This is a genomic window from Flavobacterium sp., assembly GCF_049590715.1.
GTDB lineage: Bacteria > Bacteroidota > Bacteroidia > Flavobacteriales > Flavobacteriaceae > Flavobacterium.
Genome location: NZ_JBAWDL010000027.1, coordinates 24,401 through 49,361 on the forward strand (window position 1 = coordinate 24,401; position 24,961 = coordinate 49,361).

Annotated in this window: 18 protein-coding genes; 8 read left to right on the forward strand and 10 right to left on the reverse strand. The window is 34.0% G+C overall.

What is annotated here, in order from left to right:
- The first annotated feature begins 108 nt into the window (after window positions 1-108).
- Complete coding sequence (locus WBQ70_RS01695) at window positions 109-1,254, forward strand: aminotransferase class I/II-fold pyridoxal phosphate-dependent enzyme (RefSeq protein WP_423909693.1); 1,146 nt, start codon at window positions 109-111, stop codon at window positions 1,252-1,254.
- Window positions 1,255-1,372: 118 nt separating this feature from the next.
- On the opposite strand, the gene WBQ70_RS01700 is transcribed toward WBQ70_RS01695, so the two are convergent.
- From WBQ70_RS01700 to WBQ70_RS01720, 5 genes are all read right to left on the reverse strand, one after another.
- Complete coding sequence (locus WBQ70_RS01700) at window positions 1,373-2,527, reverse strand: beta-ketoacyl synthase N-terminal-like domain-containing protein (RefSeq protein ID WP_423909696.1); 1,155 nt, start codon at window positions 2,525-2,527, stop codon at window positions 1,373-1,375.
- A gap of 129 nt (window positions 2,528-2,656) precedes the next feature.
- Entirely contained in the window at window positions 2,657-3,928 is a 1,272-nt protein-coding gene (gene bioA, locus WBQ70_RS01705; RefSeq protein WP_423909699.1) for an adenosylmethionine--8-amino-7-oxononanoate transaminase, read from the reverse strand.
- A gap of 357 nt (window positions 3,929-4,285) precedes the next feature.
- On the reverse strand, window positions 4,286-6,913 hold the full coding sequence (locus WBQ70_RS01710; RefSeq protein WP_423909702.1) for an MGH1-like glycoside hydrolase domain-containing protein: 2,628 nt from the start codon (window positions 6,911-6,913) through the stop codon (window positions 4,286-4,288).
- Window positions 6,914-7,150: 237 nt separating this feature from the next.
- Window positions 7,151-7,987, reverse strand: coding sequence for a mechanosensitive ion channel family protein (locus WBQ70_RS01715; protein WP_423909705.1), 837 nt, complete (start codon window positions 7,985-7,987; stop codon window positions 7,151-7,153).
- Window positions 7,988-8,260: 273 nt separating this feature from the next.
- Window positions 8,261-10,663, reverse strand: a complete 2,403-nt coding sequence (locus WBQ70_RS01720; protein ID WP_423909707.1) for an efflux RND transporter permease subunit — start codon at window positions 10,661-10,663, stop codon at window positions 8,261-8,263.
- A gap of 194 nt (window positions 10,664-10,857) precedes the next feature.
- Here WBQ70_RS01720 and WBQ70_RS01725 point away from each other — a divergent pair, with 194 nt between their 5' ends.
- Both WBQ70_RS01725 and WBQ70_RS01730 read left to right on the forward strand, forming a co-directional pair.
- Window positions 10,858-13,128 carry a cation:proton antiporter gene (locus WBQ70_RS01725; RefSeq protein WP_423909739.1) on the forward strand — a complete coding sequence of 757 codons (2,271 nt, stop codon included), beginning with the start codon at window positions 10,858-10,860 and terminating at the stop codon, window positions 13,126-13,128.
- A gap of 2 nt (window positions 13,129-13,130) precedes the next feature.
- The gene (locus WBQ70_RS01730; RefSeq protein WP_423909710.1) at window positions 13,131-13,460 is read left to right on the forward strand and encodes a DMT family transporter; all 330 of its coding nucleotides are present in this window, start codon (window positions 13,131-13,133) and stop codon (window positions 13,458-13,460) included.
- On the opposite strand, the gene WBQ70_RS01735 is transcribed toward WBQ70_RS01730, so the two are convergent.
- From WBQ70_RS01735 to pyrH, 4 genes are all read right to left on the reverse strand, one after another.
- Window positions 13,457-15,961: a DUF5686 family protein gene (locus tag WBQ70_RS01735; RefSeq protein ID WP_423909712.1), complete on the reverse strand. Its 2,505-nt coding sequence runs from the start codon at window positions 15,959-15,961 to the stop codon at window positions 13,457-13,459. The two genes, WBQ70_RS01730 and WBQ70_RS01735, sit on opposite strands and share 4 nt — an antisense overlap.
- Before the next feature lie 75 nt (window positions 15,962-16,036).
- Window positions 16,037-16,747, reverse strand: coding sequence for a sensor histidine kinase (locus tag WBQ70_RS01740; protein WP_423909715.1), 711 nt, complete (start codon window positions 16,745-16,747; stop codon window positions 16,037-16,039).
- Window positions 16,748-17,241: 494 nt separating this feature from the next.
- Window positions 17,242-17,805: a ribosome recycling factor gene (gene frr, locus WBQ70_RS01745; protein ID WP_423909718.1), complete on the reverse strand. Its 564-nt coding sequence runs from the start codon at window positions 17,803-17,805 to the stop codon at window positions 17,242-17,244.
- Between the two features lie 73 nt (window positions 17,806-17,878).
- Window positions 17,879-18,586 carry a UMP kinase gene (gene pyrH / locus WBQ70_RS01750; RefSeq protein WP_423909721.1) on the reverse strand — a complete coding sequence of 236 codons (708 nt, stop codon included), beginning with the start codon at window positions 18,584-18,586 and terminating at the stop codon, window positions 17,879-17,881.
- A 718-nt stretch (window positions 18,587-19,304) separates the two neighbouring features.
- Here pyrH and WBQ70_RS01755 point away from each other — a divergent pair.
- Both WBQ70_RS01755 and WBQ70_RS01760 read left to right on the forward strand, forming a co-directional pair.
- Window positions 19,305-20,582 (forward strand): hypothetical protein, encoded by a 1,278-nt coding sequence (locus WBQ70_RS01755; protein ID WP_423909724.1) that lies wholly within the window; start codon window positions 19,305-19,307, stop codon window positions 20,580-20,582.
- Between the two features lie 641 nt (window positions 20,583-21,223).
- The gene (locus WBQ70_RS01760; protein ID WP_423909726.1) at window positions 21,224-21,595 is read left to right on the forward strand and encodes a hypothetical protein; all 372 of its coding nucleotides are present in this window, start codon (window positions 21,224-21,226) and stop codon (window positions 21,593-21,595) included.
- A gap of 46 nt (window positions 21,596-21,641) precedes the next feature.
- Here WBQ70_RS01760 and WBQ70_RS01765 read toward each other — a convergent pair whose 3' ends face one another.
- Entirely contained in the window at window positions 21,642-22,565 is a 924-nt protein-coding gene (locus WBQ70_RS01765) for a LysR family transcriptional regulator (RefSeq protein WP_423909729.1), read from the reverse strand.
- Between the two features lie 57 nt (window positions 22,566-22,622).
- Here WBQ70_RS01765 and WBQ70_RS01770 point away from each other — a divergent pair, with 57 nt between their 5' ends.
- From WBQ70_RS01770 to WBQ70_RS01780, 3 genes are all read left to right on the forward strand, one after another.
- Window positions 22,623-23,330, forward strand: a complete 708-nt coding sequence (locus tag WBQ70_RS01770; RefSeq protein ID WP_423909731.1) for a class I SAM-dependent methyltransferase — start codon at window positions 22,623-22,625, stop codon at window positions 23,328-23,330.
- 240 nt (window positions 23,331-23,570) lie between these two features.
- Window positions 23,571-24,479: a mechanosensitive ion channel family protein gene (locus tag WBQ70_RS01775; protein ID WP_423909734.1), complete on the forward strand. Its 909-nt coding sequence runs from the start codon at window positions 23,571-23,573 to the stop codon at window positions 24,477-24,479.
- An 81-nt stretch (window positions 24,480-24,560) separates the two neighbouring features.
- Entirely contained in the window at window positions 24,561-24,758 is a 198-nt protein-coding gene (locus WBQ70_RS01780) for a hypothetical protein (RefSeq protein ID WP_423909736.1), read from the forward strand.
- Window positions 24,759-24,961: the final 203 nt, after the last annotated feature.

The following is a 24,961-nucleotide window of genomic DNA, read 5'->3' on the forward strand; positions in this document are numbered from 1 at the left end:
TTTCCTATCCTAAACAAAGTGACTTATCCACAAAAAGATCTAAGAGTCTATAAGTATAAAAAACTGCATCAATAAAATTTTTATCCAAAATCATACTACCTTTGAAATATGAAAAGAATTCCGCAGCAACTCGTAACCAAACTGGAAAAAAGAATCCAATCCAACTCCTTAAGACAACTAGGTAGTACACGCTTACCTATTGACTTTTCATCCAATGATTATATAGGATTTTCAAAATCCGAAGCCATTTTCAACGAAACCCATGAATACTTGCTACATCATCATTGGAATCAAAATGGCGCCACAGGCTCCCGACTCATTTCTGGAAATCACCCTGTTTATACAGCCGTCGAAAAAGAAATAGCCAATTTTCATCAATCGGAATCTGCTTTGATATTCAATTCAGGTTATGATGCAAATGTTGGTTTCTTTAGTGCTGTACCTCAAAAAGGAGATTTCATTCTTTATGACGAGCTTTGTCATGCTTCCATCCGCGACGGAATCCAATTATCAAATGCCAAAGCCTATAAATACACACATAACGATTTTGAAGATTTAGAGCGACTCCTACAACGATGTCAAACTGAACTTACTGAAATGTATATTGTTACCGAAAGTATTTTTTCCATGGATGGCGACACACCAAACCTTGAAGAATTAATCACACTAACTGAAAAGTACAATTGCCTTTTAGTCATTGATGAAGCTCATTCTTTGGGTGTTTTTGGCGACAAAGGGGAAGGTTTAGTCCAATATCTAGGATTACATGAAAAAGTATTTGCGCGCATCATGACTTTTGGAAAAGGATTAGGCTGTCATGGAGCTGCTGTTTTGGGATCTAATGACCTACTTACCTATTTAGTAAATTTCGCTCGTAGCTTTATCTATACCACAGGACTGAGTCCACATGCGGTGGCAACGATTGGCATTGGATACAAAAACCTAATTACACACTCGCATTCGATTGAAAAACTGCGTCAGAACATTACGTATTTCAACCAACAAAAGATCCTTTTAGGATTACAGCCTTTATTTGTTCGGTCAAAATCAGCGATACAGTGTGCCATCATTCCAGGGAATGAAAAAGTAAAAAATATGGCGAGTCAATTACAAGAAAAAGGTTTTGATGTCAAAGCCATACTTTCCCCTACTGTTCCCGAAGGACAAGAAAGATTGCGATTTTGTTTGCATAGTTACAATACGGAAGAAGAAATAACAACGCTATTAAAAACAATAGGAGCATTAGTTTTTTAAACATAAAAACACTAAAAAATAACCGCTAAATCCACAAAGGTTTTCGCAAAGAAGGCAAACTTTTTTACAAAATTAGAAAAGAGATTTCTTTAATTTCTAAAATCTGTGTTCCAAAAAATTACAGAGTCAATAAAACACTCACTGCATTTCCGCCAAAACCTACCGCATTCACTAATACTTTACGGATCGATCTGCCAGATTCTTGTGCTTTTGTAAAAGGAACAGGAATAAAAGTATTCTTCTGCATCATCATAATTGCTAATTCAATACTCAACATCCCCGAAGTACCAAACGTATGACCAATTTTCCATTTATTAGTAGTCAATAATGGAAGGCTTTCGCCAAAGATTTTCTCTATCGCTTTGTATTCAGTCAAATCCCCTTTTACCGTTCCGGGTGCATGCATTACAATGGCATCAACCGAAGCTAAATCAGTATCTTTCAAAGCCATTGCCATCGATTTTTGAAAACAAACCGCTTCTGCCGAAATAGAAATATTATGTTCCAAAATCTCTGTAGCATAACCAACCCCTTCCACATAAGCCAATGCATATTCTTTTTCACCCAATTCTAAACAACAAACTGAGGCGCCTTCACCCAATATCATTGTGTTTCGCTTTTTATCCAAATCTAAAGCACGGTTAGGATAGTCATCCTCTAGTTGCGAATAAATTTTTAATGCGCGCATTTGTCCTATAGTAAAATCCGTTAATGCCGCTTCACTACCTCCAACTAAAAATTGATCCGCCATACCCGCACGCAACCAAGCTACACCATTTAATAACGAATGTAATGCCGTAGAACATGTAATAGAATGTGAAATCTCAGGTCCCGAAGTCTGCAAATCATGCGCCACCCAAGAGGAAATATTTCCCAAAGTAGTGGTAGGCGAAGCCAAAGTTTGTGCTTTGCCAAGTTCCAGGTACTCTTTATAATGTTTCTCAAACAATTCCGTCGCACCTCGAGAAGAACCAATATTAATCCCAAAAGCCGAACCTTTTTTCCAGCCCGCTTGTGCAATCGCTTTTCGGGAAGCCATCATCGCTAATAAAACACTTTTGTCTAGCGATTTATATTTCACATCTGATTGACGTAATTTTTCTAATATCAAAGCATCATCAGCAGAAATAGCACCAACAATCGTTTCTTGGTGATCCAAAAACTGTTTAGAAAAACAGGTTGTAGTATTCAAATAGTTATTCCAAATCAACTCGGGTTCTGAACCTAGCGGTGATACGGAAGCAAGGGCGATAATCGCTATTTTTTGTGACAAAATAATTTTTGTTTAAGTGGTAAAAAATGAACCGAAAACTTCGCAAAGATTTCCGCAAAGAAGGCAAAGTTCACAATAGGATTTTTTTAAATTACTTTAATTTCTTCAATCTGTGTTTCTAACAAAAGTCTAAACGATTTCAAGGGCATTTTCAATAACCTGATACACTTTGTTTAACTGTTCATCAGTCATCACATAGGGTGGTAAAACATACACGATATTCCCCACAGGACGCAAAATTACACCATTTTCAATAAAGAAATCATACAACAAATTCCGCATTGATCCGTAATAACTTTCTTGACTGTCCGTTTTGATTTCGATAGCCAAAATCACTCCTAATACCCGAGTTGTTTTAACTTTAGGATGCTGTTTCATTTTTGCTTCAAAAACCAAATGATTGGCATGAATTCGTTTCAAATTTGCTTGCATTTCATCTGATTGCAACAATTGCAAACTTGCTAAGGCAGCAGCACAACCCGTAGGATTTGCTGTAAACGTATGTCCGTGAAACAATGCTTTATTAACATCGTCATCATAAAAACCATCAAAAATCTCCTGCGTAAAACTCGTAATCGCCATAGGGATTGTTCCACCTGTCAAGGCTTTTGAAATACACATCATATCAGGTTGTTGTACCAGATAATCGCAAGCAAAATTACGTCCCGTTTTCCCAAAACCCGTCATCACTTCATCAGCAATTGTAAATACAGCATTTGCTTTACAAATGGCAATCAGTTTGTCGAGAATTTCAGGCGCATACATCACCATTCCAGCAGCACCTTGTACTAAGGGCTCAAAAATAAAAGCCGCACATTCATTCGTTGCAACCAGTTTTTCAAGCGCTTCAATACTTTTTGATTCATTACCCAAGGTGGGCACTGGAATCCGAACCACTTCTATCAGCGAATCTGTAAACGCTTCGGTAAAAAACGAAATCCCACTTGCCGCCATCGCTCCAAAGGTATCCCCGTGAAAGGCCTCTTCAAAAGCAATGATTTTAGTTTTCTTTATTCCTTGGTTAAAAAAATATTGCATACTCACCTTAATCGCAATTTCCACCGAAGTCGATCCGTTATCCGAGTAAAAAAGTTTCTGTTGATTATTAGGTAAAATTTCAATCAATTTTTCTGAAAGCACCACCGCTGGTTCATGGGTAAACCCACCAAAAAGCACATGTTCCAAGGTCGTCAATTGTTTGTAAATCGCATCGGCAATAAATCGGTTTGAGTGACCAAAAGGATTTACCCACCAAGACGCAATCGCATCAATATATTCTTTTCCGTTTTCATCCCACAACAATGCTCCTTCGCCTCGGGCAATTGCAATGGGCGTTTGCGCCGTTTTATGTTGCGTATAAGGATGCCAGTTGTGTTTTAAATTTCGTACTGCTAAAGTCATATCTATAAACTAAGCCACAAAGATACACAGTCATCATAAAACAGCCGACTCTTTTAACACGAATATCTCTTTGGGCGTGCCACCACTAGCAAAGGGGCTTCCATTTCTTTGCGTAGATAAAGCCCCTTTGCTACTGCTGTCGGGCTTTCCGCGCTACAAGGTAGCTTGCTTCAATCCCTCACGCATACTGTTTTAAATTAACGGATATGGGCTTAATTTTAAACCCAGTATACAGAATTATAAGAGAAAATCATAATGTCAATACAAGTATAAAATACGATTATGTTCTATTCCCAAAATAAAAAAATCCCGTTTACCAAAACAAACGGGAAGAGGAATAAGTTGTATGTAAAATATTTAATTCTTCTCTAAATCTAAAATTAAGTTGGCTATCAATGCTGTCCACCCTGTTTGATGGGAGGCACCGAGTCCTTTACCCGTATCTCCATCAAAGAATTCATAGAATAAATGTTCATTTTTGAAATGCTCGTTTGTTGCAAAATGATTATCTGCATCATCAGAGTGGTATTGGTATTTACCATCGGCATCGCGCTCAAAAAGTTTGATTAATCGTTTGGTTAATTCATTGGCAATTTGCTTTAGATTCAGTTTGTTTCCTGAACCTGTTGGGAATTCATAAACATAAGTGGGTCCGTAAAAAGTATAATATTTACGTAAGGACGTGATGATCATGTAATTCAACGGCATCCATATAGGACCCCGCCAATTAGAGTTCCCACCAAACATATTTGAACGGCTTTCGCCTGGTTCGTACTGAATGCGGTGATGGCCTTCGTTCCCAAAAACAAATGGATGTACTTCATGGTATTTAGATAACGAACGAATTCCGAAATCAGATAAAAACTCCTTCTCGTCTAACAAACGAATTAATAGGTGTTCCAATCTAAATCCACGCATGATAGAGAATAGAAAATTACCATCTTCGTTAGCGCTTTCTAAGTTAGATATTAATGATGCTAGATCCGGTCGAGTTCTTATGATTTCGTTAGCACGTCTTCGGAAATCTTTTAATTCTTCGAATAAATTTTTATTCATGATTTCGACGGCAAACATTGGGATAACCCCCACTAATGAACGTACTCTCAAACGTTCCGTACTACCATCTGACATCTCAACAACATCATAATAAAAATTGTCTTCATCATCCCAAAGCGAAATATCTTTCTTTCCAATATGGTGCATCGCCCAAGCAATATTCAAGAAATGCCTAAAAAACTTAGCCGATACTTCTTCGTATATTTTGTTTGTTATTGCTAATTCGAGAGACATGCGTAACATGTTCAAAGAGAACATCGCCATCCAACTTGTAGCATCAGCCTGTTGCATTTTTTTGATTCCCTCAGGCATGTGGTTTCTATCGAAAACTCCAATGTTGTCCAATCCTAAAAATCCTCCTTCAAACAAGTCGGTACCGCTGGTATCTTTTTGGTTTACCCACCACGTAAAGTTAATAAGTAGTTTTTGGAATGCTTTTTCTAAAAAGGGCGTATCCGCTTTCCCGGTGCGTTCTTTATCTTTTTCATATACATTCCAAACGGCCCAAGAGTGAACAGGAGGATTCACATCGCTAAAATTCCACTCATAGGCTGGAATTTGACCATTAGGATGCATATAGCTTTCTTGTAATACTAACAATAATTGTTGTTTTGCAAAACAAGGATCTATTTCTGCAAAAGAAGCCATGTGGAAAGCGAGATCCCAAGCAGCATACCATGGGTATTCCCATTTATCGGGCATTGAAATAACATGCCTATTATTAAGGTGTTGCCAGCTAAAGTTACGGGAGTCTGAACTTCTATTAGCGGATATTTCATCTGTACTGCCAAAAATCCATTTGTGTACATTGTAATAGTAAAACTGTTTGGTCCATAACAAGCCAGAAAAAGCACTTTTTGCTATGGCTTGTTGTTCAACAGGGAGATTTTTACTTATGACTCCGTCATAAAATGTTTCACATTCCTGCTTTCTTAGTTCGAATAAATTGTCAAAATCAGTCCAAGGATTTTCTATAGAAACATTACTCAAACGTATTTTGATACTTTGTTCTTCGCCTGCTTTTAAATTTAATTTGTACCAAATAGCTGCTTTAGTCCCTTGTTTTTCGGGATTTACAGATGGTTCATCGTTTACAACGTGGTTGTTAATTCCATCTTTTACAAATTTGTATTCGTTAGGGGCATTATAAATACGTTGGTTGTTGGTTTCGTTTTCACAAAATAATTGCTCTCCTTCCTTATGGTAAAAGTAATAATCCCCATTTCGGGTACTTTTAGAAAGAATCGTATTTTTTGAAACAGATTCCATATTAGGACGTGGATGCCTATTGTTGTGTTTCCAGAAATTACGAAACCAAACATGCGGAAGCACATGAATTTCAGCCGTGTCTTTCCCTCTATTAACAACCGTGATTTTCATCAGAATATCGTCAATATCGGCTTTTGCGTATTCGATGTAACAATCAAAATATGCGTTATCCTTAAAGGCGTCGGTGTCTAGTATTTCAAATTCTGTTTCTTCTCTACTGCGTCGTTGGTTGGTTTGTATTATTTCCTCATATGGAAATTCATTCTGCGGGTATTTATACAGGTATTTGTTGTAGGTATGTGTGGGTGTTGAAACCTGATGAAAATACAATTCTTTAACGTCTTCTCCATGATTTCCTTGATTATTCGTTAGACCAAATAAACGTTCTTTTAAAATGGGATCTTTTCCATTCCAAAAGGCGGGTGCTAAACACAAGATCTCACGAGAATCACAAAAGCCACCAATGCCTTCTTCACCCCATCTGTAAGCATTGCTACGTGCTTTATCATGATTTATAAATTCCCAAGCATTTCCATCGTTGCTATAATCTTCACGAACAGTTCCCCATTGCCTTTCGGCTAAATATGGGCCCCATTTTTTCCATTTTTTATAGGTGTTAGAAACAGCTAATTTCTCTGTTTCAGAAAGTGTATGAGCCATATTATTTGTGTGCTAGTTAGTGGTATTTAATTGCAAACTCTATTTTTTTAAAACCTCTTTCTAATGCAAATTTTTAAAGGTCTTTAGTAAAAATAAGATTTTTTTTCACAATTACTTCTACAATATCGAAGTATTGTTTATTTGTTGATATTACTAGGATTCATTTTATATCTCAATAAAAAAACAGCTTTTTTATGAAGAAATATTATTTTTTTAATTGCTGTATAAATTCTATTCCTATTTTTTATTTTGAACATGCACATCCATTTGAGGAAAAGGGATATTCAAGTTATAATCTGCAAATTGAGTATATACTTTTTCATTCATATCAAAAAATACACCCCAATAATCAGGGCCATCTACCCATACTCTTACAGTAAAATTGACAGAACTATCAGCTAATGCAGCAAGACCAATAAAAGGAGCTGGATCTTTTAATATTCGAGTATCGGTTGCAATAAAATCATGGATGGCTTTTTTAAAATTTTCTATATCGTCTCCATATGCAATTCCAAAAGTCCAGTCTACTCTTCGGGTAGGTTCCGCAGAGTAATTGATTAATGCTCCTGTTGAAAGTGGTCCGTTAGGAATGATTACTAGTTTTTTGTCTGCAGTGTTTAGCATCGTTGCAAAAATGCTGATTTCTTTTACTGTTCCCACATACCCTTGCGCTTCAATAAAATCACCAATTTTGAATGGTTTTAAAATCAAAATAATAACGCCTCCAGCAAAATTTTGAAGGGTACCTGATAATGCCATACCAACAGCCAAACCAGCAGCACCAATAATGGCCACAAACGAAGTCATTTGAATACCAATCATACCCATGACCGTGATGGCTACTAACGCTTTTAAGATGATATTTGTAATGCTTGCTAAAAACGGTACCAGGGATTGATCCATTTTTGATTTTTCTAATGATTTTCGAACTCCTTTAGTTATCATTTTAGTAACCCATAATCCAACGATCAAAACGATTATACCTCCTAATAACTTGGGTGCATATTCAAAACCAAAATCGGTTATTTTTTCTAGATACTTGTTTACAACGGTTACTTCTTGTGCAATTTTCATGTTAATGTACTTTTTATTCTATGTATTAATTTTTTCAACTATTTTTCCTCACTAATTGTTGTCAAACTCATTTTTAAAATCATTCGAACTATTTCAAAATGTTTTAGTATTCAACTAAATATTGGCAAGGCATTTATTTTGGATTAAACGCAATTTTTAAGCAAATTTAAACCGTAAAGGTACATATTTTAAACTAAAACGAAAGAATTGCTAGTTTTTTTGCATAAAAAAGCCTGTCTTCACAACAGGCACTCTATAAAAAAAATTGAATTTTTAATTATCTTCTAACTCACTTATAGGACTCAAAACATCAATTGTAGGTTCCTTAAATTCTTGTTCGTTGGCCAAGGTTTTATTTAAGGTTAAAACCAAACAAGGCAATAACATTAAATTAGACAACATTCCAAAGGCAAGTGTAATAGCTATTAGTCCTCCAAGGGCTACAGTTCCTCCAAAATCAGAAAGCATGAAGACAGAGAATCCTGCAAACAATACCACCGAAGTGTAAAACATACTAATTCCTGATTCTTTTATAGTAGCAAACACAGATTTTTTTATTTTCCAATTATTATTCTTTAGCTCTTGACGGTATTGTGCCAAGAAGTGAATCGTGTCATCTACAGAGAGTCCAAAGGCAATACTAAAAACCAAAATGGTTGAAGGTTTTAGCGGAATACCAAAATATCCCATCAATCCAGCTGTGATTATCAAGGGAAGTAAATTAGGTATTAAAGACACAATTACCATTTTAAATGAACGAAACATGAACAACATCAGCAAGCAAATTAATAAGATGGCAAAAAGAATTGAGCTGACTAAGTTGTCTAATAAATATTGTGTTCCTTTTTCAAAAACTAATGCTTTTCCAGTTAACACAACATTATAACGATCTTTAGGGAAAATTTTACTGGTCTTGGCAAGGAGTTTTTTTTCAATTTTGGTCATATTTCCTGTACCAATGTCTTTCATAAAAGTAGTGATTCTAGCCGTTTGTCCAGTGCTATCCACATAGCTTTTCATGATGTTATTTTTGGTGTTTTTGGTCGCATTTTTGGCGTAACTCAATATAAAACTTTGCTCTTGTGAAGATGGCAATTCGTAATAATCAGGGTTGCCATTATAATATGCTTGTTTAGAGTATTTTACCAAATTTAAAATCGAAATAGGTTTTGATAGTTCCGGAATTTCTTCAATGGTACTTTGCAATTCATCCATTTTACGCAGCGTTGAGGCTTTCATAACTCCTTTTTTCCTTTTCGTATCTATCGTAATTTCTAACGGCATAACACCATTAAATTCCTTTTCAAAAAAAAGAATGTCTTTATAAAAACTAGTGTTTTTAGGCATATCTTCAGTCAAACTACCCGAAGTTTTAATTTCTAAAGCGCCAAAAGCGCTACCGATAAACAATACTGCAGCCACAGCATACACGTAACGACGGTTATATTTGACCGTTTTTTCGATCCATTGCATAAAAACTTTGGTGTAATTACGGCTTAAATGTTCTAGATGTTTTGGCTTAGGAACAGGTTGGTAACTGTAATAAATTGGGATGATAATTAAGCATAAAAAAAATAATGCCATTATACTCAATGATGAGATGATACCAAATTCTTTTAACAACACACTATTGGTAATAATAAAAGTGGCAAAACCAGCTGCTGTAGTCAAATTAGTCATCAAGGTTGCTGTTCCTACTTTAGTGATAACACGCTGTAAAGCCCGGGCTTTGTTTCCATGAGCGACATATTCTTGTTGGTATTTATTAGTCAAGAAAATACAGTTTGGGATCCCAATAACAATCACCAGCGTAGGAACTAATGCCGTAAGAACGGTTATTTGATAATGAAACAAACCAAGCAATCCAAAGGTCCACATGACACCTACCACCACAATAAGAATCGCAATTAAAGTCGCTCTGAATGATCGGAAGAAGAAAAAGAAAATAATGGATGTAATTAAAAGCGACACTCCAATAAATAGGCTGATTTCGTCGAGAATACTCAACGCATTAAGTGTACGGATATAGGGCATTCCAGAAACACGCAAATCAATACCTGTTTCTTTTTCGAAGGCATCAATTTTTGGAATAAAATCATTTACAATATAGGTTTTACGAGCTGCAGTATTGACAATTTTTTTATCCATATAAATGGCAGAACGAAGCGTACCATTTTTTTTATTAAATAGCAATCCTTCATAAAAAGGCATGTTCTCAAACAAATCTTTTTTGATGGTATTCAAATAGGCTACTGAAGTTGTCTTTTTGACATCTATAAACGGAACCATCTCAAAGGTTTGAAGAGAATCATTCTTATGGAGTTTCTTCAAATCATTGATAGAAACAACCAAATCAATTTCTTTTTGCGCTTTGATTTCAGTCATCAATTTGTTCCAAGCAGCAAAGGCTTTTGGGGTAAAAAATGCATCATCTTTGACACCTACAACAATGAGGTTTCCTTCCTCGCCAAATTTATCCAAAAAGGCATTGTATTCTGTGTTGATGTTATTATTGTCAGGAAGTAAGTTGGCCTCTGTGAATGAAAACTGGATGTTTTTCCATTGTAAAGCCAAGAAAATGGTTAGTATTAAAAAAAAACCAAGTATTGCGAGTCTGTTTTTAAGTACAATTCGGGCAATGAATTCCCAGAATCCTACTTTAAATTTCTTTTTCATAAGATTTTTAAAATGGATGCAAATGTAATGAAAACGACCTCGACAGGGTAATTTATTCGTAAATTTTAAATCAAATTTAGGGTTTTGAAAAGGTTTTAGAGTCCACAAAAAGATAATTTAGGGCATGTAAAATGTATTAGAGAATTTAGCATCTTTGTATTGGTTTTAAATGCAAATAGGATCTTAAAATGAATATAAAAAAATATAGAAATACGGTGTTTTATTTCGGTGTAACAGGAGGTTTTACTGCTTTAATTTATTGGATGATAAACAAAGGAAAACTCTTAGAAATAAATCGTGTTATGCCAGTTGAAACAATCGAGCATAGTGCATGGAATGACTTTATTATTTCTATGGAACATAATTTCAAAGATCCTTTGGCCATTTTGCTTGCACAAATTGTCATGATCATCTTAACCGCCCGATTTTTTGGTTGGATTTTTAAACGTATTGGTCAACCTACTGTTATCGGAGAAATTATTGCTGGAATTGTACTAGGACCTTCCTTAGTTGGGATGTATTTTCCCGAATTTTCAGCTGCTTTATTTCCTGTTCAATCTTTAGGCAATTTGAAATTTTTAAGCCAGATAGGACTAATACTCTTCATGTTTGTCATCGGGATGGAACTGGATATCAAAGTTTTAAAAAACAAAGCAAGCGAAGCCATCGTAATTAGTCATGCTAGTATTGTTTTTCCATTTGCAATGGGTATTGGTTTATCCTATTTTGTGTATACAAAATTTGCGCCTGTGGGAGTAGAATTTCTCTCTTTTAGTTTGTTTATGGGAATTGCAATGAGTATCACAGCATTTCCTGTTTTGGCTCGGATTGTACAAGAGCGAGGCATTCATAAAACCAGATTAGGAGCTATCGTCATCACTTGTGCCGCAGCCGATGATATTACAGCTTGGTGTTTGCTTGCAGTAGTCATTGCCATTGTAAAAGCAGGAGATTTTGTAGGTTCTTTATATGTTATTTCATTGGCTTTACTCTACGTATTGGTGATGATTTATGTGGTTAAACCGTTCTTGAAACGCATTGGCGATTTATATGCAGAGAAAGACAGCATTGGCAAACCCGTAATGGCGATTTTCTTTTTGCTACTAATCTTATCCTCTTATGCTACTGAAGTTATTGGTATTCATGCTCTGTTTGGGGCATTTATGATGGGTTCTATCATGCCTGATTTATCTAAATTTAGAATGATCTTTATCGAGAAAATAGAGGATGTTTCGGTGATTTTATTACTACCATTGTTTTTTGTGTATACTGGATTAAATACGCAAATAGGCTTGATTAATGATGCTTATTTATGGAAAGTTACGGGATCAATTATTTTAGTTGCGGTAATTGGAAAATTTATTGGAAGCGCTTTGGCAGCTAAATTTGTGGGGCAAAGTTGGCATGACAGTTTAACTATTGGTGCCTTGATGAATACTCGTGGGTTGATGGAATTGATTGTTTTAAATATTGGTTTAGAACTAAAAGTATTGACTCCAGAAGTATTTACAATGATGGTTATAATGGCACTGACAACTACTTTTATGACAGGGCCAGCATTAAACTTACTGGATTTTATTTTTAAAAACAATCGCGAAACGGATCTTGAGGAGGAGATCGACAGTGATAAGTACCGCATTTTGATTTCTTTTGGTAACAACGAAAAAGGAAAATCATTGTTGCGTTTAGCCAATAGCTTGACTAAAAAACAAAAAGCAGCTACTACTATTACAGCAATGCATTTGTCTCAAAGTGACGAGTTGCATTCCTTTAATATGGAAGAAATTGAGAGAGAAAGTTTTGAGCCTATTCTTGACGAATCTGATCAATTGGACTTAAAAGTAACTTCGATTTTTAAAGTGACCAATGATATTGAAACTGAAATTGGTGATGTGGCGAATCAAGGGGATTATGATTTGCTATTAGTAGGTTTAGGTAAATCTATTTTTGAAGGCACATTGTTGGGGAAAGTAATCGGTTTTACGACCCGAATCATCAATCCAGATCGTTTGATTGATAAATTCAAAGGAAAAGAAGGCTTGTTTGAAAATTCCCCTTTTGATGAAAGAACCAGACAGATTGTAACTAAAACGAAAAAGCCGCTAGGAATATTAATTGACAATGAGTTTCAAAATGCTAATCATGTTTTTGTGCCTATATTAAAATCAGATGACGCTGTTTTGATTGATTATGTACAGAAATTAATTTTTAATAACAATTCTAAAATCACTGTTTTAGACATGAATGGGTATGTTAAAAATAATTTTTTGATACAAAGTGCTATTTCATCCTTATTGCAAAAATACCCTAATCATATTGAGGTTGTTTCTGAAAAAGGTATTAATATTGCTTTTTTAAAACAACAAGATTTGATGTTGATAAGCTTAGAAAGTTGGAAAACAATTATAGATTCTAATAACGATTGGCTTATTGATGTTCCATCGGTATTAATTATTAAACCTTAAAAATGAGTTGGATTTTACTAATTATAGGCGGTCTATTTGAAGTAGCTTTTGCTTCTTGTTTGGGCAAAGCCAAAGAAACTACAGGCATCGAATCTACTTATTGGATGTTAGGGTTTTTAGTGTCACTAACCATCAGTATGTTTTTATTATACAAAGCCACGCAGACCTTACCTATTGGAACTGCTTATGCGGTTTGGACAGGAATTGGCGCAGTAGGAACTGTTGCAGTAGGAATATTGGTTTTCAAAGAACCAGCCACATTTTGGAGACTATTTTTTCTAATGACACTTATTAGTTCCATTATAGGACTAAAATTTGTGTCTTCTCACTAAAATCCTAAATTAAATACGAAGCTCAACTTGACCGCAATATTGTCTTCAAGTTTTGGCAATTGATTGGGTCCATAACGGTAAAAAGCTGAAAGTCCTAATCCGTTGAATATTTGATTAAGTTCTAATCCCGATTCAAAAAAACCTTCATCTAAGGTTTTATAATCCAATCCTACATGTTGTTCGGGTTTATTAAGATTTCCCCAGGCCATTCTAGAAACTAGAACAAAGGATGGTTTTACTTTTGGGAATAATTTGAGTCTGTTAAAGCTATGTTTGAATTGGAAAAATAAAAATTCACTTGAGAAAAACTCATTGATAAACATGGTTTCAAAACTGTTTTTTCCTGCAAAAGTAATCCGTTTTAGAATTGTTTCTTTCGTAATATTATTAGGCGATGAATTGTATAAATGGGTAATAGGCAAATCACCTAAAGCGTATCCAGCTTGCAATAGCAAATTGGTTTTCTGACCGTTTAAATATTTTTTCTCATACTCCGTTTTAAAATCAAACTTACTGAATTCAAAGTCATTTTGAAATAATTTAGGCAACGCCTGAGTGTACTGAAAAGTAAACTTAGGGAATCGTTTTTCAATTTCTATTTTCCCCGTAGGCGTTTGCATATAGTTGCTAAAAGGATTCCATTGTAAGGAAACTTTAGCAGTTGTCAGGTGGTACAATGTATAAAGGTTGTTATTCAAATTGTAAACATAATCAAATTTAGGTTCAACTTGGGTATACGCCAGCTCCCAGATACTCTCAGTTTTAGGAATGATAGCAGTTTCTAAATAAGATCTCCAATTTACATAATGGTAAAAGGTACTGATATTAATAGGTCTTGGATCGTAAAGTTTGAAAGGGATTTTGTCAATCAAAAATAAGGTGCTCGCAATTTCCTGTAAATCATCTGTATAGGAACCACCAAACCAAGAATTTGAAAATTTACCAATGCGGACTGCACTACCCAAATGGTATTTTACATTTCCATCTTTGGTTCCATAGCCCGTATAACCATCGATTTTTATTTTTCGAGAAAACTGCTCATTGGTCACCCCTCCAAACCCAAAACGAAAACCCTCGTAATTGTTGTATTTGAAAAGTTTACGCAAATCAATATCAAAGTACGGAATAGGAACGTAGCCATTGATTATTTTTCGTCCAAAACGTATTTTACTTTCAAAACGTTTTTTGATGGATAAGCTGTCTAATGCTAAATAGGTTTTTTGCTCTCGAAGATTTAATTGTTCTCTTCGATAGGAATCCCAAAAAATTTCTGATTTATTGAGAGCATCATCTTTTATTTCAATAGAAATAAAAGATTTTTTAATTTTGAAATCAGTATTGTATCGCATATCAAAATTATTGGTTTTAGAAAGCAAATACACATAATCCGAAGGCTGCTTTTTTCGGGTTCTAAAGCCTTCATCATAATCTCCGTCAAATTGAATCGTTCCACCTAATATTTTGATATCATCGTCATTGTTGCCTTTTACAATTTTAAACATTTTATTAGTTGGAAACCACAATTGCTCCTCTGGAATATAGGTGAATTCTTGTGTGCCATTGATGTCTAACACCCCTTTGATACGCATAATAGCTTTGGCAATGGCAAACGTATGTTGGTCAATATAAAGAACGCCTTCTAAACCAGAAGCGTTACTTTCTTTTTTGTTTTTAAAATGGATCATATACGTTGGACGATCATCTATGTCAATGCTATCCAGTAAGGTATAATTGTAGTCCAACTGACCATTATTAGCAATAGGGCTGATGTATTTGGTCTCAAAAAGCTCGTATTTAGTATCATAAATAGAAAAAGATTGAAGATTGAAACCAATGATTTCATAGATAGGATGTTTAAAACCCGCCATTTGAGTACCTAAAATAGTTTCTTTTAATGAATTTTTTTTGAATTGAAATTGCGAAACTTTTTCCGTTTGAAATAAATGATGCTTGCTAATAACATCTTTGAATTTGTAATTAGTCGAGTCGATTTTACTGAAAACCGTGTGGCCTTTTCTGGTACTAAAAATAGAATCTATTTTTCCGTTGATAGAATCAAGATGTGCGCTAACGATGAGTTTGTTGTACGTTTTGAATTCAAAACTACTAAGTTTCTCTTCGGGATTGTTTTTTTTCTTATTTGCAATAGCCTTTTTTATAATATCAATCGCTAAATTGTTTGGATAATAAGCAATTTTATCCTTTTTGGGTTGAAGATAGATCGTATAAAAATTTTTGCTTTTTATGGTTGAAATAGTAGAACTCTGATATCCTATATACGAAATTTCGAAATAGTTACTTTCCTTCTCATAATTGACATTAAATGTTCCGTCAACATCTGCTGTTGCAATTTGGTCTCCCATTTGGATGGTAGCAAATGGCAAAACCTTATACGTTTCTGCATCTTTTACCACCCCAATAAAACTATTCTGAGAATAAATGGAGAGTGAAAAAAATAGAAATAGCAAAGAAGCTAAACGTATTTGCAGGTGTTTTTTCAAAGTTTTTATTTTATAAGTAGGTTGTAATCTTACATCGATTCTTTATTCAATCTGAAAAAGCAATTGCTCTATAAACTAGAGCGGTAAACTATAATGAAAGTTGGAACCCTCATTTTCTTTAGTGGTAACGCCAATAGTCCCTTTATGTAATGTAATGATTTGTTTGGCAATAGCTAATCCTAGACCAGTACTATGCTCACCATTTGTTGGTTGTGTGCTTGTTTTTTGGAAATAATTAAATAATTTTTGTTTTTCTTTTTCAGGAATTCCTTTTCCTTGATCTATAACTTCTGTATAAATGTGGTTGTTTTTGTCTTTAGTTATTTTTATTAAAATGTCACTCTCAGCAAACGAAAATTTTATAGCATTTGTAAGTAGATTATTCACTACTTGAGAAAGAAACGTTTTATCAAAATTCAGTAAAATAACCTCCTGCGCTGTTTCTAAATGAATGTTTATTTTCTTCTTAGAAGCGAGTATTTGATTGAAAATTATTTGCTTCGTAATGAATTCTATGTAATTATTCTTTTCAATTTTTAATTCAATTTTGCCAGATTCAATCACAGAAACATTTAATAAATTTTTTAAAACCCCTAGTGTATTATGGCTTAGATCTCTTATAAATGAAACACTTTCTTCCATTTCTTGATCCATTTTGTTGGTTTGATTATCAAGCAGTAATTCAGAGAAAGAATATATTGTACCAATGGGATTTGCTAAATCATGAGCAGCAATACCAATAAACTTATTTTTTTCATTATTAAGAAGAATTAGTTTTTCATTCATTAGAGAAATATTTAGCTCTCTCTTTTTTAAAAAATTTAATAGTAAACTGATGGAAGTAAAAAATAGAATTCGTATCATAGAATTCCAAATAGGAAAAAACATGGAAGTAAAGGTATTTGAATGAAATTCCGATTCAAACCACACGATTCCTGCAAACAAGCATACTAATATAATTTCGATAGGTTTTGTTTTTGTTTTAATCGCTATTACTAAGATAGGAAGGACGTAAAAAAATGAAAATGATAATTGGATACCCGTGTAATAATCACACAATCCAATTAAAATTATGGAAAAAAGGATTAAGGGATATAATACTAGTTTGTTTTCGGTGATTTTTATAGGCTGCATTCCTGTTTTATTTTAAAAATCAAAGATAGGAAGTTATAAAACTGGTAATACATAATTTAACGTATTTATAATGTTTAATTAGTGTAGTATGGCAAAAAAAAATCCGTTTACTAGAGTAAACGGATTTTAGTATAAAGAATAAGAAGTTAAACTTTCATGATTTCAGCTTCTTTAATAACTAGATGTTCATCAATTTTTTTGATAAAACTATTGGTAAGTGTTTGAACTTCTTCTTCGGCACTTTTACAAATATCTTCAGAAGTTCCGTCTTTTTCTTGTTTTTTAATCTCCGTATTAGCATCTTTACGAGCATTACGAATACTAATTTTTGCGTCTTCAGCTTCGGCTTTTGCTTGTTTTGCTAACTCACGTCTTCTGTCTTCTGTCAATGGTGGTACGCTGATAATGATAAGATCTCCGTTGTTCATTGGATTGAAACCAAGATTAGCAATCATAATGGCTTTCTCGATAGTGTGCAACATATTTTTTTCAAAAGGTTGCAATGTTATCGTGCGCGCATCAGGTACACTAATTTTAGCCACCTGAGTAAGCGGCGTTGATGAACCATAATAATCAACAAAAACACTACCTAACATAGCAGGTGATGCTTTCCCAGCACGAATGTTCAAAAAAGCTTTTTCTAAATGTTCAATAGAACCCGCCATGGATTCCTGTGTGCTATCTAATATAAATTCAATTTCTTCAGTCATAATTCAGCTATTTTGATCTTTAGATTTTAGTTTGCTAGTAAGTCTAACAATCTACTAGTCTAACAAAAGTTTATTATATATTTACTACTGTTCCTATGTTATCTCCGTTACAGATTTTTTCAAGGTTCCCCATTTTGTTCATATCAAAAATCACAATTGGAAGTTTGTTTTCTTGACTCAAAGTAAAGGCTGTTGTATCCATAACATTCAACCCTTTTTTAAGGACATCTTCAAATGAAATTGTGTCAAACTTAATAGCAGCCACATTTTTCTCAGGATCACAATCGTAAACACCATCTACACGCGTTCCTTTAAGAATCACATCGGCATTGATTTCAACACCTCTTAAAACCGCAGCAGTATCTGTGGTGAAATAAGGATTTCCAGTTCCTGCTCCAAAAATTACAATTCTTCCTTTCTCTAGGTGACGTACCGCTCTACGCTTGATATATGGTTCAGCAATCGCTTCTATTTTCAAGGCAGTTTGTAGTCTTGTCAACATTCCTTTGTCTTCCAGAGCACCTTGTAAAGCCATTCCGTTGATAATTGTTGCTAACATTCCCATATAATCACCTTGTACTCTATCCATACCCGCACTAGCACCAGCTACACCTCTAAAGATATTTCCACCACCTATTACGATGGCAATTTCCACCCCTTTATCGTGAATTTTTTTGATTTCTTCGGCATATTCAGCTAATCTTACGGGATCAATTCCGTATTGTCTCTCTCCCATTAAAGCTTCGCCACTTAATTTCAGAAGAATCCTTTTATATTTCATGTCTTTGTTGAGTTGTTTGGTGCAAATATAGTCATATTCTTTTTTTTTGAAATAATAGAAGCTTTTTTTTATACCAACTTTTATAAGCAAAGCCTCTAACTACTTTATAAATTCCAAAATCCAAAACCATTTCACTCCTGTTTTTTAATTATTAGGGCATGCCACCCATAAAACCAATGGGTAATCTAGCTTGCGGTTATACCCCATTTGTTTTGTGGCTGTCGGGCTTTACGCGCTACATGGTAGCTAGCTTCAATCCCTCATGCAGTTCCGATTCTTTCTGATATTTGTAATTACAATAATGTTTGTTAGCCATGAACATTCATATCATTCATTCAAGAATAGGTTCGAAATAGAAAATAATACCAGTTAGGTTTAGAATTTACTAGGTAGAAAATTAAAATTCTAGATATCATCGCTACGGTATAATTTGATTATGAAAAGATATTTTATCGCGGTAAATTCTAAGTCTAACTGGTATAGCCCTTTTTTTTTAGTGTTAATCTTCTATTCAATCCCTAATGCATTGAGCCCGTTTAGATTGTGCTTTTGGCAGAGAGCAAAACAGTCTAACCCTAGCACTAGCAGGCATTCAGTCTCTTAGTGTTAAGATAATATTGGTAACACAAAACTAATCTTTTGGTAACTTTTATAACTCGACTAAATAACATCCTGAGTCTATTTTTGCACCACAAAAAAAACACAAAACAGAATTAAAATGCGACAATCTACATTACTACTTTCTTTGCTATTCCTTTTACAATTCAATTTAAAAGCTCAAAATGACAAAGGAATTACAGGACAAAACAACTGGATGCACAATTGGTCTAGTTTTTACCCACAAAACAACAATTACAATTCGGTTACTGAAATATTATCAGGAGAAATAGATACTAATAAAACACTTAGCAAAAGAAACACTTACTTGCTTATGGGAGTAGTATATGTTACTAATAATGCTATTCTTACTATTGAACCTGGTACGGTTATAAAAGGGGATAAAGATTCTTGTGGAACTTTAGTTATATCTAAAGGAGCGAAAATTATGGCTGAAGGATCCCTTATAGATCCTATCGTTTTTACATCAACTAATAGCAGTATCGAATGCAAACCAGGTGACTGGGGCGGAATCATCCTACTTGGTGATGCACCCACTAATAATCCTGGTGGCGTAGCAAGACTAGATTTTAACTTAAATCCAATGCTATCTGAATATGGAGGTGTTAATGAACATAGTAATTCAGGAATACTTAAATATGTGCGAATAGAGTACGCTGGTCGCAAGCTTAATTCTCTTAAAGAATTAAATGGATTATCACTTGCAGGTGTGGGCAATGGAACCGTATTAGAGAATATACAAATTAGTTTTTCTAATGACGATTCTCTTGAATGTTATGGAGGTAATGTTAAATTTAATAACATCATTTCCTATAGAGCCACTGATGATGATTTTGATTTTACCCAAGGAGCACAATGTACAATAACGAATAGCATTGCCATCAGAAATCCTTTCTCATCAGATGTTTCTAGTTCAAGATGTTTTGAAATTGATTCCTATAACGTAACCAAAAATTTTGATTTCACAAGATTAATGACACATATAAATGCTTCAAATATAACTTTATTAAATACAGATTTCAATAGTCAAGGACTAGTAAGAGAAGCTATCAATATTCAGGAAAATACTTTTTTCACGTTTACTAATAGTGTAGTTTCTGGTTTTGAATCTTTAATTGTTATGGGTAAAAAAATTGAGGCTACTAGCAACGATTTGAGTAAGATCCAATTTCATAACATTCTTATCAACAGTTGTGAAAAAGGATTCGTTAATGAATTGGGCTTGACAAATTCAGCAATAACCAAGTGGTACAATCCACAAGTATGTGGTTTAGAATATGACAATAAATCGAACACTGACCTATTTATAGAATTCAGTATTCAAAGAAACCCCGACTTTAGACTTAAAAATGGGACAGGTAGTTTTGCAAGTAAATAATTAAACCACGATGGACTAAAAGTTCATAAATTCGATTATAGACAGAAATTCTGCGAGCTTAAGAAAGTTAATTTATTAACCACACATTATCAATTAATTAGTGATAATGTGTGGTTTAATATTTTAGAAGGTAAAGCAAAACACATTAAAAAACCATCTTTTTAACCATTTTAGAGACTGTGAAAAAACCCGTTGAGCACAATAAATAAAACAATTTAAAAAGGATGATTTGTATTAAAACTTAGATTCAATTAATAATACCAACAATGTAAGTTTGAGCTTATCGAAGATCATCTATGAAATATATTTCAACAAGTTCAATGTAATAATAGTTGTATTTTACTATAACAAACATAGTTTATTGTCCTATTTTAAATATTAAAATATTTCAATTTATTGATTCCAATGAGCTGTCTAAATTTTTACACTTTTGACTTTATGAATTTTACTCCCAATGGGTGAAGTAAAAACCTTTATTTGTTTACGAAAAAATATTTACACCAAGTCAAACAGCTCTGTATTCTTTATCTTTGTGCTATATCAACTCCCTAGCTGGTTATCGTATGAAATGGTTCCTGTGTGTTTTTATTAGCTTCTTTTTTAATTGTACCCACAAAAAAGAAATTAAAATTCAATATTATATGGCAACTAGTAAAGGCATGGTTTCCTTTTTGTCTTTAAATGAAAAGGAAAATCGCTTTTACGGAGAATTTGAAATAAGACACCAAGGAAATGCTAAAGAATATGGAAAAATACAAGGTGAAAAAATAGGAGATACACTCAAAGGGAGATTAGACTACATTTCATATGGTGGCAGTCGAAAAATAACTCCTTTTTTATTATTAAAAAAAGACAAGTACTTCAAGCTAGGTACAGGACTGACAGCAACTTTTATGGGAATTCCCTACTATATTCCTGAGACAATACAATTTAAGGATTCTAGTTTTCAATTTAAGCCAATCAATATTAGCATGGCTAGGAATTTTGGATTGATTAAACCAAACCATTTTTAATTATGAGAAATCCAATGATTCTCCGTAGAATGCCAACAATTTCGAATTATTGTAGGGAATAAGCACCCTCTTTTTTTAAAAAAGTAATCGCTGTGTTTGAAATTTCTGAAGTATGATCTTTGGGTGTTGCTAATAATATATCTGTAAAAAGAGCTATTGAATGGAGCTCAATACAACCTAATTCAGGAAACAAATGGCTCCTAACAACCGAGGTAGGAACAATCGAGACACCTAAACCACTTTTAACGAGTTGAATGATAGATGAAACATTATTCGATTCATGAACAACTTTAGGGACAAACCCAAAGTGAGCACATATTTGAAGCAAATTCACATAGTATTGAGGCGCATACACTTTATTAAAAAAAACAAACGTGGTGTCACTTAAATTGGAAATGTCTTGCTCTTTTTCTATCGGATATAGATTTTTATTGAATACTAATGAAAAACTGTCTTGGAACCAAAGTTCAGTTGTTATCTTAGGAGAAAACAACGGAGCTCGCAGAATCCCTAAATCAATTTTTAAGTCTTCAATGGCGCTGATTTGCTTGATAGTGGGTACTTCATACAACCTAAAACGAACATACGGATAATGTTCTGTTAAATGTTGTACCAAGTTTGAAATAGCTCCTGAAAAAGTTGAACTTACATAAGCGATTCTAAATTCTCCACTTTGGTTTTCGTCTATTTTTTTGGCCTGAATATTAATACGTTCTAGGTTTTTCAATAGATCCCGAATTTCATTTTGATAATATTTACCCGCTTCAGTGAGAACTACTTTTTTATTATTTCGCTCAAAAAGTTGGGCTCCTATTTCTGTTTCTAATTCTTTGATTTGACGACTCAACGGAGGTTGCGAAATGAATAACTTTTCGGCAGCACGAATAAAACTCAACTCTTCCGCTAGTTTTAAGAAATATTTTAAATGACGTAACTCCATAAATACCTTTAAAGCATTGATTGATGACAAAATAAGTATTTTTAAGTCATATATAAAAATAATAGGTTTGTAAAAAAAATAAACGCTATGAAAAAATCAACAGTTATCGAAATCAAAGAACGTTTTGACAATGAGGTATTGCGTTTCTCTAACTTAGAAACAGGTCAAACGGCTACCATGGATGCCCAAATCTCTTTAGAATTATTGACTTGTACAGCAAGAGCTATAAAGCCTAATGCCACTGATATGCTTGATTTGGGTTGTGGAGCGGGTAATTACACTTTGAAAATGCTTTCTAAAATCCCCAATCTTGAGTGCACTTTGATTGATTTGAGTCAAAATATGTTAGATAAAGCCCAGGAACGTGTGGCAGAAATTTCAACGGGAAAAATTAATGTGATTCAAGGCGATATCAGAGATGTTAATTTGCCTAACAATCATTTTGACATCATCTTGGCAGGAGCGGTTTTACATCATTTAAGAACCGATTCCGACTGGGAATTTGTCTTTCAAAAATTGTTTGAATCCTTAAAGCCCGGTGGCTGTTTGATGATTTCTGACTTAGTCATTCAAGAAAATCCAGCCGTAAATGAAGTGGTTTGGAAAATGTATGGTGCATATTTAAAACAGTTAGGCGGTGATGTGTACCAGCAGAAAGTTTTTGATTATATAGAAAAAGAGGATAGCCCAAGATCAATTACGTATCAATTAGAATTAATGAAAAAGGTAGGTTTCTCGAGTACTGAAATTTTGCATAAAAATGCCTGCTTTGGTGCTTTTGGAGGTGTGAAATAGTTTAAAAAAAGCATTCCGAAACTGATAAAGGTTTTGGTACAAAATTAAAGATTCAACCACATTGATTGATAATCCCGTTTGCCATGGTAAACGGGATTTTTTTTGGCTTTTACCTGAAATAAAAATTCAGTTCAATAGCTTTTTCACGAGCAGAAGATTTGGCTTTTTCAGGAAACTGGCCTATGGAAATAAGTACTATTGTTTGATTTATTAGTATCTTTAAAATGAAAAATACAATTAATGATCTTACTTATGCAAACTCCACAAGAAACTATTGCCTATTCTTTAGATAATTATTATCAAAAATTTCTCTTAGTGCTACCTCGTATCGCATTGGGAATATTGGTGGTTGTAGCAGGCATATTGTTAGCACAATTACTGACCAACTTTTATAAAAAACAAATCCAGAAAAAAGCAGAAGATCCTTTGATGGCGAGATTTTTAGCTCAGGCTATAAAAATTATTTTAATTATAATTGCAATTATGCTTGCTTTGCAAGTGGCAGGTTTGAATGGTGTTGCTACAGGACTGTTGACAGCAGTAGGTGGTGGAGCTATTATTTTGGGTTTTGCTTTTCAAGATATTGGAAAAAATTTCTTGGCAGGAATCATTTTAGCTTTCAACAGACCATTTAATATTGATGATACGATTAAAATTGATGAGATTTTTGGGAAAGTAAAATCCTTAAGTTTTAGGTATTCACACATCAAAACATTTGATGGACGTGATATTTATATTCCCAATAGCGATGTGCTGACAAAACCAGTGGCTAATTATACTGCAGATGGATTTTTTAGAGTTGATTTTATGGTGGGTATTGGTTATGAAGATGATATTGAAGCGGCCAAAAACGTAATTCAAGAAATTTTAGATTCTAATAAAGAGATTGTTCAGGATGTAAACCATGAAAATTTTGTCATTGAGGATGAACTCGCTGCTAGTACGGTGAATCTAAAAGTGTTTTTTTGGGTAGACACCGTTGATTACAGACGCGCTTCACTTGTATTACGAGGTCTTATTATAAGAGAAGTAAAACAAGAATTAGCCAAAAGAAAATTCAACCTTCCTGCTGATATTATGGAACTTAAAATTTACGGAACTGAGGATGCTATTCCAGTTAAAGTACGTTTTTTGGATGAAAAAAAATAAGTTGTTTTCTGTTGTAATTACCAATATTGGAATGCATTTAAAATCATTCTGTTTTGACAATACTACATGACTTTATTATCTATGTCAATACATTACCTCGAAATAAATTTTGGGGCTTGTCTTTCCGAAGTCGGAGGACAAGAGCGAAAGCGAACTGACGAAGCAGTCTCCGTGAGTATTGCAACTACTATGTTTGACAACTTTGTGGGTATGCAATACAATTCCACACTATCGTTGCGTAGGCCTATTCGAGCCATCAGGGTACAGATAAATAGTTAGTGAATTGGTTAGTAAATCTACAAAGGCTCGTGCGAGTTTTTAACTCGTACCCTCCAACTAAATCAATTCAAATCGATCTCTAAAACAGTATGGTCATTATTGCCATAATTTCGTGCACTGCGGTATTTCCAGTCTATTGTGCCTGTTACAAAACCTGTCTAGACTGGATTGTGGTTTGAGTTGCTATTCTCCGTAAATATTTA

Coding starts and splice junctions, on each gene's coding strand:
- WBQ70_RS01760 (WP_423909726.1), top strand. CDS start 21,224: ATGGCAACTAGTAAAGGCATGGTTTCCTTTTTGTCTTTAAATGAAAAG.
- pyrH (WP_423909721.1), bottom strand. CDS start 18,586: ATGAAATATAAAAGGATTCTTCTGAAATTAAGTGGCGAAGCTTTAATG.
- WBQ70_RS01770 (WP_423909731.1), top strand. CDS start 22,623: ATGAAAAAATCAACAGTTATCGAAATCAAAGAACGTTTTGACAATGAG.
- frr (WP_423909718.1), bottom strand. CDS start 17,805: ATGACTGAAGAAATTGAATTTATATTAGATAGCACACAGGAATCCATG.
- WBQ70_RS01755 (WP_423909724.1), top strand. CDS start 19,305: ATGCGACAATCTACATTACTACTTTCTTTGCTATTCCTTTTACAATTC.
- WBQ70_RS01780 (WP_423909736.1), top strand. CDS start 24,561: ATGTCAATACATTACCTCGAAATAAATTTTGGGGCTTGTCTTTCCGAA.
- WBQ70_RS01695 (WP_423909693.1), top strand. CDS start 109: ATGAAAAGAATTCCGCAGCAACTCGTAACCAAACTGGAAAAAAGAATC.
- bioA (WP_423909699.1), bottom strand. CDS start 3,928: ATGACTTTAGCAGTACGAAATTTAAAACACAACTGGCATCCTTATACG.
- WBQ70_RS01715 (WP_423909705.1), bottom strand. CDS start 7,987: ATGAAAATTGCACAAGAAGTAACCGTTGTAAACAAGTATCTAGAAAAA.
- WBQ70_RS01730 (WP_423909710.1), top strand. CDS start 13,131: ATGAGTTGGATTTTACTAATTATAGGCGGTCTATTTGAAGTAGCTTTT.
- WBQ70_RS01775 (WP_423909734.1), top strand. CDS start 23,571: ATGATCTTACTTATGCAAACTCCACAAGAAACTATTGCCTATTCTTTA.
- WBQ70_RS01720 (WP_423909707.1), bottom strand. CDS start 10,663: ATGAAAAAGAAATTTAAAGTAGGATTCTGGGAATTCATTGCCCGAATT.
- WBQ70_RS01740 (WP_423909715.1), bottom strand. CDS start 16,747: ATGAATGAAAAACTAATTCTTCTTAATAATGAAAAAAATAAGTTTATT.
- WBQ70_RS01710 (WP_423909702.1), bottom strand. CDS start 6,913: ATGGCTCATACACTTTCTGAAACAGAGAAATTAGCTGTTTCTAACACC.